The 17,367-nt window shown below is 54.0% G+C and carries 17 protein-coding genes and 2 riboswitches; of the genes, 7 read left to right on the forward strand and 10 right to left on the reverse strand.

Annotation, left to right across the window (positions count from 1 at the left end):
* Positions 1-42 precede the first annotated feature (42 nt).
* The 5 genes from ABS784_RS02030 to ABS784_RS02050 all read right to left on the reverse strand — a co-directional run bounded on the left by ABS784_RS02030 (position 43) and on the right by ABS784_RS02050 (position 4,601).
* On the reverse strand, positions 43-585 hold the full coding sequence (locus ABS784_RS02030; RefSeq protein WP_042381313.1) for a 1,2-dihydroxy-3-keto-5-methylthiopentene dioxygenase: 543 nt from the start codon (positions 583-585) through the stop codon (positions 43-45).
* Between the two features lie 34 nt (positions 586-619).
* Complete coding sequence (locus ABS784_RS02035; protein ID WP_013145967.1) at positions 620-1,252, reverse strand: methylthioribulose 1-phosphate dehydratase; 633 nt, start codon at positions 1,250-1,252, stop codon at positions 620-622.
* On the reverse strand, positions 1,249-1,911 hold the full coding sequence (gene mtnX, locus ABS784_RS02040) for a 2-hydroxy-3-keto-5-methylthiopentenyl-1-phosphate phosphatase (protein WP_352511274.1): 663 nt from the start codon (positions 1,909-1,911) through the stop codon (positions 1,249-1,251). The genes ABS784_RS02035 and mtnX overlap by 4 nt, the downstream gene beginning before the upstream one ends.
* The gene (gene mtnW, locus ABS784_RS02045) at positions 1,908-3,149 is read right to left on the reverse strand and encodes a 2,3-diketo-5-methylthiopentyl-1-phosphate enolase (protein WP_352511275.1); all 1,242 of its coding nucleotides are present in this window, start codon (positions 3,147-3,149) and stop codon (positions 1,908-1,910) included. Before mtnW ends, mtnX begins: the two co-directional genes overlap by 4 nt.
* A gap of 71 nt (positions 3,150-3,220) precedes the next feature.
* Positions 3,221-3,329: riboswitch (SAM riboswitch) on the reverse strand.
* A gap of 84 nt (positions 3,330-3,413) precedes the next feature.
* Positions 3,414-4,601 carry a pyridoxal phosphate-dependent aminotransferase gene (locus ABS784_RS02050; RefSeq protein WP_352511329.1) on the reverse strand — a complete coding sequence of 396 codons (1,188 nt, stop codon included), beginning with the start codon at positions 4,599-4,601 and terminating at the stop codon, positions 3,414-3,416.
* 97 nt (positions 4,602-4,698) lie between these two features.
* Between ABS784_RS02050 and ABS784_RS02055 the strand changes: the two genes are divergently transcribed.
* The 6 genes from ABS784_RS02055 (at position 4,699) to ABS784_RS02080 (ending at position 11,904) form a co-directional block, all read left to right on the forward strand.
* Positions 4,699-5,511 carry a carbon-nitrogen family hydrolase gene (locus ABS784_RS02055; RefSeq protein ID WP_023634096.1) on the forward strand — a complete coding sequence of 271 codons (813 nt, stop codon included), beginning with the start codon at positions 4,699-4,701 and terminating at the stop codon, positions 5,509-5,511.
* A 94-nt stretch (positions 5,512-5,605) separates the two neighbouring features.
* A riboswitch (SAM riboswitch) is annotated at positions 5,606-5,774 on the forward strand.
* Between the two features lie 140 nt (positions 5,775-5,914).
* Positions 5,915-7,105, forward strand: a complete 1,191-nt coding sequence (gene mtnK / locus ABS784_RS02060) for an S-methyl-5-thioribose kinase (protein ID WP_131874088.1) — start codon at positions 5,915-5,917, stop codon at positions 7,103-7,105.
* Positions 7,106-7,187: 82 nt separating this feature from the next.
* Entirely contained in the window at positions 7,188-8,255 is a 1,068-nt protein-coding gene (mtnA, locus tag ABS784_RS02065; RefSeq protein ID WP_011230450.1) for an S-methyl-5-thioribose-1-phosphate isomerase, read from the forward strand.
* Entirely contained in the window at positions 8,242-9,402 is a 1,161-nt protein-coding gene (locus ABS784_RS02070) for a sugar ABC transporter substrate-binding protein (protein ID WP_011230449.1), read from the forward strand. The genes mtnA and ABS784_RS02070 overlap by 14 nt, the downstream gene beginning before the upstream one ends.
* A complete protein-coding gene (locus tag ABS784_RS02075; protein WP_352511278.1) occupies positions 9,399-10,949 on the forward strand; it encodes a sugar ABC transporter ATP-binding protein in 1,551 nt (516 codons plus the stop codon). The genes ABS784_RS02070 and ABS784_RS02075 overlap by 4 nt, the downstream gene beginning before the upstream one ends.
* Complete coding sequence (locus ABS784_RS02080) at positions 10,891-11,904, forward strand: ABC transporter permease (protein ID WP_044731941.1); 1,014 nt, start codon at positions 10,891-10,893, stop codon at positions 11,902-11,904. The genes ABS784_RS02075 and ABS784_RS02080 overlap by 59 nt, the downstream gene beginning before the upstream one ends.
* Before the next feature lie 149 nt (positions 11,905-12,053).
* On the opposite strand, the gene ABS784_RS02085 is transcribed toward ABS784_RS02080, so the two are convergent.
* A complete protein-coding gene (locus ABS784_RS02085) occupies positions 12,054-12,548 on the reverse strand; it encodes a methylated-DNA--[protein]-cysteine S-methyltransferase (RefSeq protein ID WP_352511279.1) in 495 nt (164 codons plus the stop codon).
* A complete protein-coding gene (locus tag ABS784_RS02090; protein WP_352511281.1) occupies positions 12,538-14,754 on the reverse strand; it encodes a PAS domain S-box protein in 2,217 nt (738 codons plus the stop codon). Before ABS784_RS02090 ends, ABS784_RS02085 begins: the two co-directional genes overlap by 11 nt.
* A 264-nt stretch (positions 14,755-15,018) precedes the next feature.
* Here ABS784_RS02090 and ABS784_RS02095 point away from each other — a divergent pair, with 264 nt between their 5' ends.
* Positions 15,019-16,791 carry a B12-binding domain-containing radical SAM protein gene (locus ABS784_RS02095; protein WP_352511282.1) on the forward strand — a complete coding sequence of 591 codons (1,773 nt, stop codon included), beginning with the start codon at positions 15,019-15,021 and terminating at the stop codon, positions 16,789-16,791.
* Positions 16,792-16,870: 79 nt separating this feature from the next.
* Here ABS784_RS02095 and ABS784_RS02100 read toward each other — a convergent pair whose 3' ends face one another.
* The 3 genes from ABS784_RS02100 to ABS784_RS02110 are packed head-to-tail and all read right to left on the reverse strand — an operon-like array spanning position 16,871 to position 17,335.
* A complete protein-coding gene (locus tag ABS784_RS02100) occupies positions 16,871-17,023 on the reverse strand; it encodes a hypothetical protein (RefSeq protein ID WP_021321412.1) in 153 nt (50 codons plus the stop codon).
* Positions 17,016-17,183, reverse strand: coding sequence for a hypothetical protein (locus tag ABS784_RS02105; protein WP_011230441.1), 168 nt, complete (start codon positions 17,181-17,183; stop codon positions 17,016-17,018). The genes ABS784_RS02100 and ABS784_RS02105 overlap by 8 nt, the downstream gene beginning before the upstream one ends.
* The gene (locus tag ABS784_RS02110; RefSeq protein WP_013523245.1) at positions 17,180-17,335 is read right to left on the reverse strand and encodes a hypothetical protein; all 156 of its coding nucleotides are present in this window, start codon (positions 17,333-17,335) and stop codon (positions 17,180-17,182) included. Before ABS784_RS02110 ends, ABS784_RS02105 begins: the two co-directional genes overlap by 4 nt.
* Positions 17,336-17,367: the final 32 nt, after the last annotated feature.

Below are 17,367 nucleotides of genomic sequence, written 5' to 3' on the forward strand. Positions count from 1 at the left end.
AACAACCCCGCCGCCTGTATATAAGCAGCGGGGCGTTCATTGTTATTGGACGGCTTCCTCTTTTTCTTCATATGGATGAGCGACCCAGCCGGACGGGTCGATAAACAAGCGCACCGCAACGACCCGACGGTCATCCATGAGCGTAAAGTAATGCGGATTCCCTTCCGGCACGGAAATGACGTCGCCGGCTTCAAGCTCTACATCAAAATAGCCGGTTTCTTTGTCGCCTTTGATGATGAAAATGCCATGGCCGGCCGTAATGGCGCGCACTTCATCTTCCGTATGGACGTGCACTTGTTCAAATTTTTTCAGCAACTCATCCAAGTTCGGCGTCGCGTCGGACAGAGCGACGATATCCCACGTTTTGTAGCCGCGGCGCGCCGCTAAATCTTCAATTTCGTCTTTGAACGTCGCTAAAATTTCATTTTTTTCTTCATCTGTCAGAACATATTTATCGCGCAAATGCTCCGGCAGTTTCGTGATGTCCCAATGTTCATACAACACCCCTTGACTGTTCAAAAACGCGCGCACATTGTCTTCTCCTTCAATCACTTGGCCCGTTTTTCTCACTTTGATGACTGCCATTGTTCACATCCTCCTTTGGAAAAATGTATATGGATTAGCCAACCGGCAGGCCGGCCCGCTGCAAAAGCAGCCGCTTCACCTGCCAGCGGAACAAAAACTCCCATGCCTCCAAATGTTTTTTCGCTTCAAACGCTGTACGCCCCCAGACCGTGATGCCATGGTTTTGGATCAACACGGCGCCGGCGTCGCCATGGATATAGTTCGCAAACTCCCGAGCGAGCGTTGGAATGTCGGCGTAATTGTCAATGATCGGGATGCGCACGGCGGCATTTTCTTCCCAAATGCCGAACGCCTTGATGATTTCCTGGCCGGAAAAGACCGCTTCCCCGTTTTGCGCATACAGTTCAGAAATCAAGTTGTTGTCGACCGTATGAACGTGCAAGACGCAGCCGGCATTCGTCCGTCCGTAAATTTCCGCGTGCAAGAGCGTCTCGGCCGAGGGCTTCAAGTTTGTTTCCTCCGCCGGTTTTCCGGCGGCGTCAACGAGCAGAAAATCCTCATCCGTTTGCTTCCGCTTATCCTTGCCGCTCGCTGTCACCAAAAACGTCAATGGGTCGTCCGTCACCTTGATCGACAAATTGCCGCTTGTCGCGAAAAACCAGTCGCGGGCGGCGAGCTCAGCTTTCACTTCCGCGAGCTCGTTCCACTTTTTCACGACAATGCTCATACGATCACCTCCATTCGCTGCAACGCATCAATCACGTCAAAAAACGTTGCAAACGGCGCATGCGGCAAGCCGAGCTCTTGGCATTTTTGGAGCAGAAAATCGCGCGCCATCACGTAATCCGCTTGCTTCGCCACCGCTAAATCCGTAATCGAATCGCCAATGACGACATGGTATCCGTCCGGGCGGGCAAGCTTGCGAAGGAGCGATGGCTTGCAGCAGCCGCAGCCGTTTTGGCACTCACCGTCGCACGCATGCGGCCATGTGATGCGGATCGTCTCACCGCTGAAATCGGAGCCGTTGCAAAAAATGCGCTCCGGTTCAATGAGCCCTTCAAGCAGCGGATAGACAAAAAAGTCGATGCCGCCGCTGACGATATAAAGCGGAATGCCTCGCTCTTTCGTAAACGCGACAAACTCTCGGAATCCCGCGCGCAACCGGGTGGTGCGCCGCAGGAAATCCACAATTTCATCCTTCAACGTGGACGGAAGGAGGGAAAACATCTTCCCCACTCCTTCCTGAACGGAAATGCGCTCAGCGAGAATGTCGTCTTTTAACGCCTCCCACTCCGGCGTGGCGAACTGTTTCATAATAGCGATGATGTTGTCGTTTTCCGTAATGGTGCCGTCAAAATCACAAAAGAGAACAAGCTGTTTCGTCATGCTTCCACCTCAACGACGCCCCAGCGGTCGATCGCTTTTTGCAGCGCTTCGTTTTCTGCAGCCGCCTCACGAAGCGGACGGCCGGCCAACACCGCGTCGATCGCCGCGCGAAACGCCCGGCCGCCCCCGATCGCCCCGTCCGGATGGCCGTGAATGCCGCCGCCGGCGTTGACGATGGTGTCAAGGCCGAAATCGCGGATGATGAGCGGCACCAATCCCGGGTGAATGCCGGCCGACGGCACCGGAAACGCCCGGGCAAACGGCTCTTGGTCGTCGGTGAGCGCCCTTGCGATGCCAAGCGCCTGCTCACGCTCCAAGGCCACGCTGCCATACGGCGACGGGAACAGGACAAAGTCGGCGCCGGCGAGCCGCAAAAGCTTTCCAAGCCAAAGCGAAGGCGCCACCCCATAAAATTCGGACGGCGTAACAGCGCCGCTGAACGCCGGGTGAGCCATAATCGGCACCGCAATCTCCCCATCCTCGCGCAACGCCTGCAACACGTCAAGCCCATAAGCGAAGACGTTAAACAACAGCACATCAGCGCCAAGCTCGGCGGCTCGTTTCGCTTTGTCCTTTAACGCAAACGTTTTGCCGGTCAAGTTGACGGCATACAACGTCCGCTTGCCTGTTTGTTCGTACACTTCCTGAAGCGCCGCCTTGCCCTCGGTGATCCGCTTTTCAAACGGAAGAAGTTCGCTGTCAAACAAAATTTCATCGTCTTTGACCAGGTCAACGCCGCCGAGCGCCTGTTTTTTCAATTCCGACGTCAAGTACGCCAAATCGCGGCCGATCATGCCTTTAAAAATGCTCATCAACAGTGGGCGGTTATGCACCCCGACTCGGTCGCGAATGCCGGCGATGCCAAAGCGCGGCCCCGGAAACTGCCGCTTCCATTCTTCCGGAAATGCCAAATCAAGCAACCGCACTTCCCCGTCAAGCGACAGCTTGCCGAACGTCGTCACCAACAATGCTGGCAAATTGGCGCTGAAGTTGACGGTCGGGTAAGCGATTTTGACGATTGCCCGCTTCAACCGCTTGCCGAAATAGGCGTTTACCCGCTCGCTCTCGCCAAGCTCTTCAATAGCGACGACTTCCCCTTTATGTTTGCGAAGCTGCTCCTGCTCCAACGCCGGCAAGTCGGTCCACGTGCCGATCGTCAAGCCGAGCGCGATCCCTTCCGCCTTTTTCCGAATGTCTGTTTCATCATGAAGCAAATACGTTGCCATCACTGCACTCATCGTTCATCCCTCTCAATCTCGAAATAAAAACGCCTCTTCATAAGAAGAGGCGTCACTCATCCATGGCGCTCTTCTTATCTCTCAGCGTTTCCGCTGCAAGAATTAGCACCGTGCTTGGCGCGCGCCAAGCCGGTTGCCGGGCTTCATTGGGCTCGTCCCTCCGCCTGCTCTTGATAAGAAAGCCTGCTCGTTTATGCACTTGTCAAACAATTGGCAAATTTACTTTGAATTATGACATCGCCGATTGGCGTTGTCAATCATTTTTCAAAAATTTTTTTCGAACAATCCAAGGCGGCCGATCCGCTCCGCTGCTTCGCGAAGCCGCGCTTCATCGGTCAAGAGGCCGACGCGCACATACCCTTCGCCGTGCTCGCCGAACCCGATGCCTGGGGCGACGGCGACATGCGCCCGCTCAAGCAGCATGTCGGCAAACTCAGCGGATGATATGCCTTTTGGCAGCGGAAGCCAGGCGAAAAACGACCCATATGGCGCCGGCGCTTCCCAACCGATCTCGCAGAGCGCAGCGATGAACGCATTGCGGCGCGCCTCATACAATGCGACCAACTCCGTGACACAATCTTGCGGACCAAGGAGCGCCGCGGCGGCCGCTTCCTGGATGGCGCCGAACAAGCTGACATACAAATGATCCTGCAAAAGCTCAAGCGCCCGAATGATCCGCTCGTTGCCGACGGCAAACGCCGCGCGCCAGCCGGCCATATTGTATGTTTTCGAAAACGTATAAATTTCGACGCCGACGTCTTTCGCCCCATCGGCTTCCAGGAAGCTGACCGGTTTCCGGCCGTCAAAGCCGATCGCTCCATAAGCGAAATCGTGCACGACGGCAATGCCGTGCTTGGCGGCAAACGCCACCGTCTCCGCGAAAAATTCCTTTGTCGCCGTCGCACCGGTCGGATTGTTCGGATAGTTTAAAAACATGAGCTTCGCTCGGTCGGCCACTGCCGCCGGAATGGCTTCATAGTCCGGCAAAAAACCGTTTTCCGCAACAAGCGGCATCATTTCCATCCGCGCGCGGGCAAGCGCGATCCCCGACCAATAGTCCGGATAGCCCGGGTCCGGGACAAGCACCACATCGCCCGGGTTGACGAGGCAAAGCGGCAGCTCGACAAGCCCGGCCTTGCCGCCGAACAAAATGGCGACTTCGCGGTCTGGATCGACGTTCACCCCGTATTCACGCGCGTAAAACGCGGCAATGGCTTCTTTCAAAAAGAAGTAGCCTTGAAATGGCGAATATTTATGGTATTTCGGATTGGCCGCCGCCCGCTGCATCGCCTCAACGATATGCTTTGGCGTCGGCTGATCCGGGTTGCCTTGCCCTAAATTGATCACGTCGCATCCGGCCTTGATTTTCTCCCCGACTTTTGCGACAAGCGAGGCGAAAAATTGCTTTGGCAGCTGCTCAAGCAGCTCGGAAAAAGGAATTTCCATCGTCATCGCCCACACCTTCTTAAAAAATTCTTGAAATTCTAGTGCAACATCATATATCGTAAAAAGCAAAATGTAAAGCAAAATTTTTTCGAGGTGAAAACTCATGACGATCCGCATCGCCTGCCTCCAGCTTGATATTGCGTTTGGCGACCCGAACGAAAACGAACGGTGCGCGGAAAGCGCCATTGAATCGGCCGTCAAGGACGGCGCGAATATCATCGTGCTGCCGGAATTATGGACGACCGGCTACGATTTGACGCGCCTAGATGAGATTGCCGACGAAGGCGCCGAACGGGCGAAAGCGTTCGCCTCCCGCCTAGCGCAAGCACACAACATCCATCTCGTCGCCGGCTCGGTCGCTAAAAAAACAACAACCGGCGTGACGAACACGATGATCGTGGCCGACCGGAGCGGTCAAATCGTCGGCGAATACAGCAAACTCCATCTGTTCCAATTAATGGATGAACATTTGTATTTGCAGCCGGGAAGCAGCTTAGGCTTGTTTTCGCTCGACGGGCTTGCATGCGCCGGGGTCATTTGCTATGACATCCGCTTTCCGGAGTGGATTCGCGCCCATGCTTTGGCTGGGGCGGAAGTGCTGTTTGTCGTCGCCGAATGGCCGCTTCCCCGCCTGCACCATTGGCGGACGCTCTTGATGGCGCGGGCGATTGAAAACCAATGCTACGTCGTCGCCTGCAACCGGGCTGGCCGCGACCCGAACAACGTCTTTGCCGGCCATTCGCTCGTCATCGACCCATGGGGCGAAGTGATCGCCGAGGCGGACGAGAAGCCGGGCATTCTCTCGGCCGACATCGATCCCGCACTCGTTGCGGACGTCCGCGCGCGCATCCCGGTGTTTGCCGACCGCCGGCCGCACGACTACGAAGCGGCAAAAAATTTTTTCAAAACGTATTGACAATCGATTGATCGACCATGTATCATTCGAATCAAACAACCAAACGATTGACAACATCGTGAAAATTGCAAAAACTGAATACGAGAAATCGGTACTCTTATCAAGAGTTGGCTGAGGGAATTGGCCCAATGAAGCCCAGCAACCGACCGTAATACTATCGTGAGATAGGGCGCACGCCAAGGGCGGCGCCGGAAGCGTCATGCTTCCGCAGGGCACGGTGCTAAGTCCAACAGAAAGACCGATGTCTTTCTGAAAGATAAGAGGCGCGAAGAACGAATGAATCTTCAAGCCTCTTTCCGTATGCGAAAGAGGCTTTTTCATTTGCCGGAAACGCCGAGATTTCAGCGTCGCGCCAGAACCGGCATTTGAAAACGAGCGAAATGAAAAAAGGGGGAACAAGGAAATGACCACTGTTCAAACATCGGTTTACGAACCGCTGACCGAACCGAAGGCGGTGGCGCTCGCTGTCCGCCTCGGCCTATTCCGCGACGGAGCGCCGCTTGCCTGCCGCGAGATCGGCGACGGGAACTTGAACCTTGTTTTTCATATCGTCGATCAAGAAACGAAACAAGGCGTCATCATCAAACAAGCGTTGCCGTACGCCAAAGTGGTCGGCGAAAGCTGGCCGCTCACGTTAAAGCGCGCTGTCATTGAAAGCAACGCGCTGCGCACGTTTGCGAGCTACGTGCCGCAATACGTGCCGAAAGTCTACTATTCTGACGAATCGCTCGCCATTACGGTGATGGAAGACTTATCCCGTTTGCAAATCGCCCGCAAAGGGCTGATCGAAGGGAAAACGTATCCGCTTTTGTCCCAGCATATCGGCGAGTTTGTTGCCAAAACGGCGTTTTATACGTCTGACTTCGGCATGAACCAGCAAGAGAAAAAGAAATTGGCGCAAAGCTTCGTCAATCCGGAACTGTGCAAAATTACCGAAGACCTCGTCTTCACCGACCCGTTTTTTGACCATGAAACGAACAACTTTGAAGACGAATTGCGCCCAGACGTTGAAGCGCTTTGGCGCGATGACCGCCTCCACCTGGAAGCAGCAAAGCTGAAGCGCAAGTTTTTAACCGAAGCCGATGTGCTCTTGCATGGCGATTTGCATACCGGCAGCATTTTCGTAAGCGCCGACGAAACGAAAGTGATCGACCCAGAATTCGCCTTTTACGGTCCGATCGGGTTTGACCTTGGCCAATTTTTCGCCAATTTGCTGTTAAATGCGTTGTCCCGCTCTGAATTAGAGCGCCAACCGCTCTTTGACCACATCGACCGGACATGGGACGTCTTTGCGTCCGTGTTCTCAAACCTTTGGCGCACCGAGAGCGTGGAAACGTACGCCGCGACGCCGGGCTTGCTCGAGGACGTGCTCCGGCACGCGTTCATCGACGCCGTCGGCTTTGCCGGCTGCGAAGTCATCCGCCGGACGATCGGCCTCGCCCATGTGGCGGACCTTGACGGCATCGAGCACAAAGATGAACGGCTTGTTGCCAAACGGCATGCCCTCCGTCTCGGCCGCCGCTTGATCATTGAGCGCCGCGTGTTCACCGGAACGGAAGACTTCCGCCGCCTGTTTGCCGAAACGGAACAATAATGCCATACAATCGTCCGGGTCTCGACGCAAGCTGCGCGGCGCTGACCCGGACAAACCAAAAAAAAGAGAAAGGAAGATGGCGATGAGCACCTTTGCCATCCCACGCTCCGTTGAATGGCGCGAGACGCATGTGACGATTTTAAACCAGCAAAAGCTTCCATCCATCATCGAATATATCGACTTGCACACTCTGGAAGACGTCTATGAGGCGATTGCCACGCTGAAAGTGCGCGGCGCGCCGGCGATCGGCATCACCGCCGCCTATGGCCTGGCGCTTGCCGCTTTACGCTACGACACCGAATCGCTCGATGAATTCCGCCGTCGCTTGAAACGAGATCGTGACTACCTAGCCAGTGCCCGGCCGACTGCCGTCAACTTGTTTTGGGCGCTCGATCGGCTCGTCACCGCTGCGGCCGACGCCCTTTCCGTCAACGAGGCCAAAACGACGCTCGTCCACGAAGCAATTCGCATTCAAGTAGAAGACGAGGATGTGTGCCGCCGCATTGGCGAGCATGCCTTGTCGCTCTTCAGGCCCGGCGAGCGGGTGATGACGATTTGCAACGCCGGCTCGATCGCCACCGCCCGCTACGGAACGGCGCTCGCCCCGTTTTATTTGGCGAAAGAAAAAGGAATTGAACTATCCGTTTACGCTCTCGAGACGCGGCCGGTGTTGCAAGGGGCGCGCCTGACCGCTTGGGAACTGATGCAAGCGGGCGTTGATGTGACGCTCATCACCGACAACATGGCAGCGCAAGCGATCAAGGCGAAAGGCATTGGCGCCATCATCGTCGGCGCCGACCGGATCGCGCAAAACGGCGATACGGCGAACAAAATCGGCACGTTCGGCCTGGCCTTGCTCGCGAAGTCGTTTGACATTCCGTTTTACGTCGCTGCGCCGTTGTCCACGATCGATTTGACGACGAAAACAGGTGCGGACATCCCGATCGAAGAGCGCCATCCGGATGAAGTGACCCACATCGCCGGCGTGCGCATCGCCCCGGAAGGCGTCAACGTATACAATCCGGCGTTTGACGTAACGCCAAACGAACTCATTACCGCGATCATTACCGAAAAAGGCATCATTCGCGGCAATTACAACGCAACGCTGCCATCATTATTCACAAAGGAGGAGCAACATGAAACGATTTAAGGCCTTATCTTCCCTTTTTCTTCTTTTCTTTGCCGTGTTCTCCATCTTGGCTGGCTGCACACACGAGCAAGATGCCGTTAGCTCCAAGCCAGCCAACGGAGCCAAGACCACGAACAACAAAACGGAAACGACATCCAGCCACTCGACGGCAACAAGCGACGAGCAAGCGGCCATTCCCGAAAAGTTGAAAAAGCCGGTGAAAATCGCCGCCATTATGCAACTGTCCATCGGCACGTTCTCATCGCAATACATCGCCGGCGTCAAAGAACAAGTGCAAAAATTCGGCGGTGAAGTGCAAATTTACAACGCGGACAACGATTTAACCAAAATGGCATCGTATGTTGAGACGGCCATTACCCAAAATGTGGACGCCATTTTGCTTGATCACGGCCGCGCTGATGCGCTCGAAGGCCCGGTGAAAAAAGCCGTCGCCAAAGGCATTCCAGTTGTGGCGTTTGACAACGATTTGAACATTCCCGGCGTCACCGTCATCGACCAAGACGACTACAGCCTCGCCTGGAAAACATTAAAAACGCTCGCAGAAGACTTAAACGGAGAAGGCAACATCGTCACGATTTGGGTCGGCGGCTTTACCCCGATGGAACGCCGCCATGTCATTTATGACGCGTTCAAAAAACGCTATCCGAACATTAAAGAAATCGCCAAGTTCGGCACGGCGAGCGCCAACACAGCTTTGGACACGCAAACGCAAATGGAAGCGATTTTGAAAAAATACCCGAACAAAGGCGACATTGACGCTGTCTTCGCAACTTGGGACGAGTTCGCCAAAGGGGCGACGCGCGCCATCGAGCAAGCTGGGCGCACGGAAATTAAAGTGTACGGCATCGATTTGAGCGATGAAGACTTGCAAATGATCCAAAAACCAAACAGCCCATGGGTGGCGACAACGGCGACCGACCCAGCCGAAGTCGGCCGCGTCCAAGTGCGGTTCGCGTATCAAAAAATCGCTGGAGAAAAAACGCCGAACATTTACTCGCTTGAGCCGCATTTAGTGAAACGGTCCGATCTTCCGGACAAACAAGTGTCGATGAATGAGCTTTCACAATACATTCCGGGCTGGGGGCAATCCAATGTCGCCATCTCGCCGTGGATGAAAACGTTGGAAGCCCAGGTGAACAAAAAATGAACAGGTTGTCAATGCAGGGCATTGAAAAATCGTTTGGCGCCGTGCGCGTGCTTGACGGCGTGGACTTCGACGTTCGTCCTGGCGAAGTCCACGCCCTTTTAGGCATGAACGGCGCCGGCAAAAGCACGCTCATGAACATTTTAGCCGGCGCCATTCCGCCTGACGCTGGTACGATCACAATCGACGGTACAATATACACGTTTTCATCGCCACGCGAAGCAAAACAAGCCGGCATCGGCCTCGTCGTTCAAGAAGTCGACACAGCGCTGTTTCCCGGTTTGCCGATTTACGAAAATGTAGCAGCGGACGAGTTCGTCCATGTGAAGCAACGGCCGATTCGCTCGCTGCGTCAAGAAAAAGAGCGGGCCGCCGCCCTGCTTCGCCGCGTCGGCCTGTCGTTGCCGCCGACGAAATTGGTTCGCGACTGCTCGCTCCATGAAAAGCAGCTGATTGTGCTCGCCAAAGTGCTGTCATCCAACGCGCGCTATATCATCCTAGACGAACCGACGGCCGCCTTAAGCGAGGCGGAAACAAGGCGTCTGTTTGCCATCATCGATGAACTGAAGCAGCAAGGCGTCGGCTTTATTTACATCTCTCATAAACTGAAAGAAGTTCAAGAGATCGCTGACCGGCTGACGATTTTGCGCGACGGCCGCGTCGTCTATCACGGAGATGCCCGCCGCTTGCCTCTTGAAGACATCGTCTTGCATATGACCGGAACAAGACGGGCTGTCACGATGAAACAAAGGCGCACATACGGAAGCGACATCGCGTTTGCCGCCCGCGGAATTTTGATCGACAAAACCGGGACAACGGTCGACCTATACGCCCACCGCGGCGAAATCGTCGGCATCGCGGGTTTGGTCGGCGCCGGCAAGACAGAGCTCGCTGAGAGCTTGATCGCCCATCGAAACACATCCGGCGAGTGGGAAATTGATGGCAGACGTTACGTGTTCTCATCGCCTTATGAAGCCATCGCCGCCGGCGTTTGCCTCATCCCGGAAGAACGGCGCAAACAAGGGCTGTTTTTGCCCGAGTCGGTGAAAACGAACGTAACCGTCCGTCTTCTTTCCCGTCTGTCGCGCTGGCAATGGATCAGCGGAACGAAAGAAACGGCTGAATCCGATGGGCTTATTCGCTCACTCGGCATTCATCCGCCGTCAAGCGCCACGGCCGTCCGCCACTTAAGCGGCGGCAACCAGCAAAAAGTCGTCATCGGCAAATGGCTGAACACAAACGCACGCGTCTTTTTGTTTGACGAACCGACGAAAGGGATCGATGTCCACGCGAAGCAAGAGGTGTTTTCCATCATTCGCTCCCTTGCCGATGAAGGAAAAACGGTGCTGTACTTTTCCAGCGAATTTCAAGAGCTGCTTGACATTTGCGACACCATCTACGTGATGGTCGACGGCCGGCTGCTCGCCCGCCTGCCGGCCGCTGAACTGACGTATGAACAGCTTGTTTACTATTGCAGCGGAGGTGAGATCCATGAGCCAGCCAGCCGTTTCCACAACGCCGTCGAAAAAAACGGCGCCGTCCATTCTTGAATTGTTGTATAAACACGGCACCTTGCTGGCCATTCTTGCCGTTATCGCCTACTTCGGCGTCACGCAAGACCGATTTTTTACGTATGAAAACTTCAGTGACATTTTGCGTTCCATTTCGATCGTCACCTTGGTGGCCATTGGCATTACGTTTTCGCTCATCGTCGACGGCTTCGATTTGTCCGTCGGTTCGACGGTGAGCCTAGCGACGATCGCGAGCGCCGCGGCGCTCGTCCTGTACCGCCAAGAAATTTTCGTCACCTTGCTCGTGCCGCTGTTGCTCGGCATTGCTGTTGGGCTTTTGAACTCGTTGTTGATCGTCAAATTCAAACTGCCGGATTTGCTCGCGACGTTGGCGACGATGTACGCCATTAACGGCGTGCAGCTCACCTATACGAAAGGATTTTCGATCTACAACGACATGCCGTTGCCTGATGGCGGCACGGCGCCGGGCAAATTCATTCCTTCCTTTTTATTTATCGGTCAGGGAGAGCTGTTCGGCGTGCCGTTTTCTGTCTTGCTTATGCTGTTTGTCGTCATTGCCGCTCATCTGTTTTTAACGTACACGAAACCCGGTCGCCTCTTTTATTTAACGGGGGAAAACCGCGAGGCGGCAAGGCTCTCAGGCATCCCAGTCAATCGCTATCGAACGTATGCATACGTCATCAGCGGCTTTTTCGCCGCCTTAGGCGGCATCGTCCTTGCCTCGCGCATCGGCACCGGGCAAGTGTCGGCCGGCGCCTCGCTTTTAATGGACAGCGTCGCCGCCGCCTACATCGGCTTTTCCGTCTTTGGCGCCGGCAAGCCGAACGTCATCGGCACATTGTTCGGCTCGATTTTAATGGGCGTGTTGTTGAACGGTTTGACGATGATGAACGTTCCGTATTACGCCCAAGACATTATAAAAGGCGCCATTTTAGTCGGCGCCCTCGCCTTGTCGCATTGGCAAAAAAAATAACGCCCGATCTCTGCCCCCGTGGATGGCAATCCTCGGGGGCAGACGCGTTTTTCTAGGCAAGCCATCGACCTCTTTTTCCGCCTGCTTCATGGCAGCATCCGCATACAACGCCTCCCAAACCCTTTGCCTGTTCCACGAACGCAAGAGCGTCATCTACGTAAGCGGCGCTCAAGCTCCAACAGCTTCGCCTTCACATCGGTGCGGCTTCCGGCATAGCCAATGAGAGCGCCGTTTTTGCCGACAACACGGTGGCACGGAACGAGAATCGACAGTTCATTCGCCCGGTTTGCCTGGCCGACGGCGCGCATCGCTTTCGGGCGGCCGATTTGCGCGGCGATGTCAGCGTATGTCGCCGTCTCGCCGTATGGGATGCGGCAAAGCGCCGCCCACACCTCTTCTTGGAAGGCAGTTCCCTTCCACTTCAGCGGCAAATCAAATGCTTGGCGTCGACCGTGGAAATACTCATCCAGCTGCCTAAGCGCGCATTCAAGAAGCGGCGACCGGCTTTTGACAGCCGGATGTTCGCCGGCGAACGCGCGCCATTCTTCTGGAAACAGCTCGACTTTCACAATCGCTTCGCCGTCGGAGGCGATGTAAATGTCGCCGAACAGCTCTGAGCGGTATACTGCATATTCAATCGTCATCGTCGTCCTCTCTTTCCATTCGTTCGATCGGCAGCGTGATATGGAACGTCGTGCCGACGCCGACTTCGCTTTCCACTTCAATTTTCCCTTGGTGCTCTTCTATGATTTTATAGCTGACCATCAAGCCGAGGCCGGTGCCGCGTTCTTTCGTCGTATAAAACGGCTCGCCAAGCTTTTTGATTTTATCTTTTGGAATGCCGCATCCTTGGTCAGTGATGGAGATGCGCACATAGCACCCGGCGCGGGTGATGCGCACCGTAATGTCCCCGCCTTTTGGCATCACTTCGATGGCGTTTTTCAAAATATTGATGAACACTTGCTTCAACTGATTCGGCTCGCAATACACCGGCGGCAGCCCGCGCTCGAAGTCGGCGATGATTTGCACGTTGTGCATCATCGCTTGGGCGCTGATCAAATCGATCGTGTCTTGCATAATTTTGCAGATATCATTTTGTTTGTACTGCACCGCCTGGGGCTTCGCCAAGACGAGAAACTCGGTGATGATCGACTCAATTCGTTTCAATTCCGACATAATGACATTAAAATACATCGAATAGTCGCCGTCAATGCTTCCTTGCAACAGCTGAATGAAGCCCTTTAGCGCCGTCATCGGATTGCGGATTTCATGGGCAATGCCCGCGGCCAATTCCCCAACGACGTTGAGTGTATCCGACTTGCGCAACTGCAGCTCCATCTCCTTGCGCTCGGTCACATCGCGCAGCATCATCATCCCGACGCCGGGAATCACTTCCTTTTTCAGCGAAAACTCAATAATTCTCCCTTTTCCCTCGTCGAAAAATTCGACCTCGCCGCTCGCTTCGCCGGTGCGTTGGCATTGTTGAAGCAGCTTATTGAGCTGGCGGCGCGCCCGCTCCGGAACGAGCTCGACCACCTTCCGGCCAAGCAGCGCCTCCTTTTCGGCGGAAAAAATGCCGCAGACAACCGGATTGGCGTCGATGATCCGATGCTGCGCATCCCAAAGCAAAATGCCATCCATCGCATGATCGAAAATGCTCCGGAACTTTTGCTCGCTTTCGCGCAGCTCGCGCTCAATTTTCCGCCGCTCGCTCACATTGCGGAAAATCGTCAAGTGGTACCCGTCGATCGCTCCTTTTTTCATTGTGAACTCGAGCTGCTTATCCTCACCGTTCGGCATATGAAACGTCAGCTCGTCACGGATTTCCCCTTTGCGCCGGAACTCGCTGAAAATGCGTTTCACCTTTTCGTCCCCATAGTCGACAAAATCAAACAAATTGCGGCGCACAAGCAAATTCAAGGGCAGCTCAAACGTCCGGCTCGCCGCCGGATTGGCGTTCAATATGTAGCCAAAATCGTCCCAAATGAGGATCGCCTCATGCGCTTGTTCGAAAATAGCCCGGAACCGTTCTTCGCTTTTTTGCAACTTGATTTCCATATTTTTTCTTTCTGTCACATCGCGCATAATGGCCATGTAAAACCCGCTATAGACGTTGGAAGTCGCCGTCAGCTCAAACATTTTCACCGTTCCGTCCGGGCGGACAAGCGACAACTCGCCTTTGGCCGTTCCCTTTTCTTTCACTTCCGCGAGCAGCCGAGCGAACTCATTGGCGCATTCGCGGGCGACGAACTGCTGAAACGACAAATTGAGCAGTTTTCCTTTTTCCAAGTTCAAGCTCATCGAAAACGCCGGATTGACATCGATAAACCGCCCAAATTCATCGAAAATGACGATGCCGTCAACGGCGCGGTTGAATACGTCGCGAAACAAAAACTCATGAATGATGCGTTCGCGCTCAAGCGCCTTATGGGCTGAGATGTCGCGCATCATGACAAGGTCAAATTCGTCGAACACATCCTTTTTCATCGAAAATTCCACATGCTTCACTTTGCCGTCCGGCAGTTTGATGAGCAGTTCATCGCTGAACGAACCGAACTTTTGCAACATCGAGCGCTGAAACAGCAAAATATCGGGCGGCACAAGTTCGAGGAACGAAGAAAACGAATGGCCGATCAACGAAAACTTATCCATCTCAAACAGCTTGCACGCCGCTTCGTTCACATCGACAAATTCACCGTTTTTATTTAAAATCACGATCGCATCGAGCGACCGCTCAAAAATGATCGAATAACTGTTCAACCGCTCTTTTAACCGCCGATTTTCCTCTTCAAGCGACCGCACATCCGGCGATGCATTTTGTTCTTCCCGAGGAGAAAGGCTTTGGGCCATATCCATCTCTCCTTGTCTATTCAAACCATTCAACGAAATATATATTCGATGTGGAAAAATTTACTCCTCCCTTGATTTACGAAGATTTTTTAAAATTCTTTTCCACAATGTTCGACAAGTTTTTCTGCTTTTTCATTTGGCTAAACTGCATGATAGTCAACTCTCCCCCCTCGCTTAAAGCCAAATGAAAGCTTCCAATTGCATCTATAAATTATAGACAAAGGAGTTTTGCTGCTATATTATAGACAAAGGGGTTTTGTTGCGATGAACATCGTCTGTGCGACATTGAACGCCAAATACATTCATATGAATTTAGCCATCCGCTATTTAAAAGCATACGCTCAGCCCGAATTTGACGTCAAGCTTGTTGAGTATACGATCAAAGACCCGGTGCTGAACATTGTGACGGATTTGTACCAACGCCGTCCGGATGTCATCGGCTTCAGCTGCTACATTTGGAACATTGAAGAAACGATCAAAGTCGTCAAGCTGTTGAAAAAAGCAGCGCCGAATATTGTCATCGTCGCCGGCGGACCGGAAGTGTCGTACGATGTGCGTGAATGGATGGAGCGGGTGCCGGAATTGGATTTTATCGTCATCGGTGAAGGGGAAGAAACGTTTAAACAGCTGCTCTTTGCCTTAGAAGGCCGCAAAGAAGTGGCAGATGTCGCAGGGCTGGCGTTTCGCGATGGAGACCGCATCGTCATGAATCCACAACGGAACAAGCTCCGCCTTGCTGATATGCCGTCGCCGTTTCGCTTTCCGGAAGACATCCCGCATCTTCCGAACCGGATCATCTATGTGGAGACAAGCCGCGGCTGCCCGTTCAGTTGCCAATTTTGCCTGTCCTCGATTGAAGTAGGTGTCCGCTATTTTGACCGTGAAAAAATCAAGGATGATTTGCGCTATTTAATGAAGCACGGAGCGCGGACGATCAAGTTCGTCGACCGGACGTTCAACATCAGCCGCAGCTATGCAATGGACATGTTTCGCTTTTTAATTGACGAACATGTACCGGGAACGGTATTTCAGTTTGAAATTACCGCCGACATTATGCGCCCGGAGGTCATCGAGTTTTTAAACAAGGAGGCGCCGCCCGGGCTGTTCCGCTTTGAAATCGGCGTCCAGTCGACAAACGACGAAGTGAACCGTCTCATTATGCGCAAGCAAAACTTCGCAAAACTTTCGCGAACGGTGACGATGATTAAAGAAGGCGGGAAAATCGCCCAGCATTTGGATTTGATCGCCGGTCTGCCCGAAGAAGACTACAACTCGTTCCGAAAGACGTTTAACGACGTGTTCGCCCTTCGCCCGGAAGAACTGCAGCTTGGCTTTTTGAAACTGCTGCGCGGCACTGGGTTGCGCCTGCGCGCCGAGGAGTACGGCTATGTGTATATGGACCATGCGCCATACGAAGTGCTCGCCAACAACGTCTTGTCGTTTGATGACGTCATCCGCATCAAGCAAGTGGAAGACGTGCTCGAAAAGTATTGGAACGCCCATCGAATGGACGAAACGATCGAGTACTTGGTGACCGATGTGTTCCCATCGCCGTTTGACTTTTTCCAGCAGTTTGGCACGTATTGGGATGAGCGCGGCTGGGCGCGCATTGGCCATCAGCTTGAGGATTTATTCCGCCGCCTGCATGAGTTTTTACGTACGTGTGCGCCAGATGCCCTGCCTGTCGCCGAATCGCTCATGAAATACGACTACTTGCGTGGACAAAAGCATAAGCCGCGCAAGCCGTGGTGGGAAGAAAAAACGGAGAAAACGACGCGCACGACCGTCTACCGCGCGTTGCTTGAGCGCCCCGAGGCGCTTGGGGAGGACTTTGCCGCCCTCGGGCTCGGGGAAAAGGAATTGTTTAAACATACGGTCGTTGAAATCGTGCCGGTCGATGTCGGCTGCTATATCGCCGCGAAGCAGCTCGCGTTTGCGCCAACGGCCATCGTCGCCTATTTCGACCCGTCTGGCACAGGAACTACGGTCTTTTCTGCACCGCTTTCCACCCTGTTTGCGTCATCCGCATCGGATTGAACGCCCAAGCGAAAAAGAGCGCTGTTTCCAGCGCTCTTCTTTGTCCGCCCACCGATCCAATCCCATCAAAACGGCGGCCTCACCGCGGCGGCTCTTTTTGTTTTGTCTCCTTCTCCTTTGCTTGCTTTTGCTCCTCGATCAGCCAAAACGGCTGATCACGAGCGAAATCGCCCCATTCAAACGCCATTTCTTCATTCGTTCGAGCGGGCCGCTTCTTATGCTCTTTACCCATCGCCGCCTCCTTGTCTCCCTTTTTTCGAATTGCGGTTCGCGCCGCGGATCATGTCCTCCTCGCCGGCATATTGTGCCGCAAATTCGGTATCCGGCAAACTTTCCGTTGGCGTTTTATTGTTGTTTTTCGCTGCGTCAAATTTCACTTTTCGCTTCATCATCGTTTCGTCTCCTCCTCATCAACCGTTTTCCGCTCATAAGCGACAAGCACAATTTCTTCTCCTGTTTCTTCACGCAGCCGCTGTTCGAGTTGCTGAAGCTGGCGAAGCGTCCCGTCATGAAGACGGGCGACTGGAAATGCGACGTTGGCCACACCCATCCTCCTTTCACATTTTTTCTTATCAT

The organism is Geobacillus sp. G4 (genome assembly GCF_040327975.1).
GTDB classification, from domain to species: Bacteria; Bacillota; Bacilli; order Bacillales; family Anoxybacillaceae; genus Geobacillus; species Geobacillus thermoleovorans.

Coding starts and splice junctions, on each gene's coding strand:
- ABS784_RS02055 (WP_023634096.1), top strand. CDS start 4,699: ATGACGATCCGCATCGCCTGCCTCCAGCTTGATATTGCGTTTGGCGAC.
- mtnA (WP_011230450.1), top strand. CDS start 7,188: ATGAGCACCTTTGCCATCCCACGCTCCGTTGAATGGCGCGAGACGCAT.
- ABS784_RS02050 (WP_352511329.1), bottom strand. CDS start 4,601: ATGACGATGGAAATTCCTTTTTCCGAGCTGCTTGAGCAGCTGCCAAAG.
- ABS784_RS02080 (WP_044731941.1), top strand. CDS start 10,891: ATGAGCCAGCCAGCCGTTTCCACAACGCCGTCGAAAAAAACGGCGCCG.
- ABS784_RS02085 (WP_352511279.1), bottom strand. CDS start 12,548: ATGACGATTGAATATGCAGTATACCGCTCAGAGCTGTTCGGCGACATT.
- ABS784_RS02105 (WP_011230441.1), bottom strand. CDS start 17,183: ATGATGAAGCGAAAAGTGAAATTTGACGCAGCGAAAAACAACAATAAA.
- mtnW (WP_352511275.1), bottom strand. CDS start 3,149: ATGAGTGCAGTGATGGCAACGTATTTGCTTCATGATGAAACAGACATT.
- ABS784_RS02075 (WP_352511278.1), top strand. CDS start 9,399: ATGAACAGGTTGTCAATGCAGGGCATTGAAAAATCGTTTGGCGCCGTG.
- ABS784_RS02070 (WP_011230449.1), top strand. CDS start 8,242: ATGAAACGATTTAAGGCCTTATCTTCCCTTTTTCTTCTTTTCTTTGCC.
- ABS784_RS02095 (WP_352511282.1), top strand. CDS start 15,019: ATGAACATCGTCTGTGCGACATTGAACGCCAAATACATTCATATGAAT.
- ABS784_RS02090 (WP_352511281.1), bottom strand. CDS start 14,754: ATGGCCCAAAGCCTTTCTCCTCGGGAAGAACAAAATGCATCGCCGGAT.
- ABS784_RS02100 (WP_021321412.1), bottom strand. CDS start 17,023: ATGGGTAAAGAGCATAAGAAGCGGCCCGCTCGAACGAATGAAGAAATG.
- mtnX (WP_352511274.1), bottom strand. CDS start 1,911: ATGACGAAACAGCTTGTTCTCTTTTGTGATTTTGACGGCACCATTACG.
- mtnK (WP_131874088.1), top strand. CDS start 5,915: ATGACCACTGTTCAAACATCGGTTTACGAACCGCTGACCGAACCGAAG.
- ABS784_RS02035 (WP_013145967.1), bottom strand. CDS start 1,252: ATGAGCATTGTCGTGAAAAAGTGGAACGAGCTCGCGGAAGTGAAAGCT.
- ABS784_RS02030 (WP_042381313.1), bottom strand. CDS start 585: ATGGCAGTCATCAAAGTGAGAAAAACGGGCCAAGTGATTGAAGGAGAA.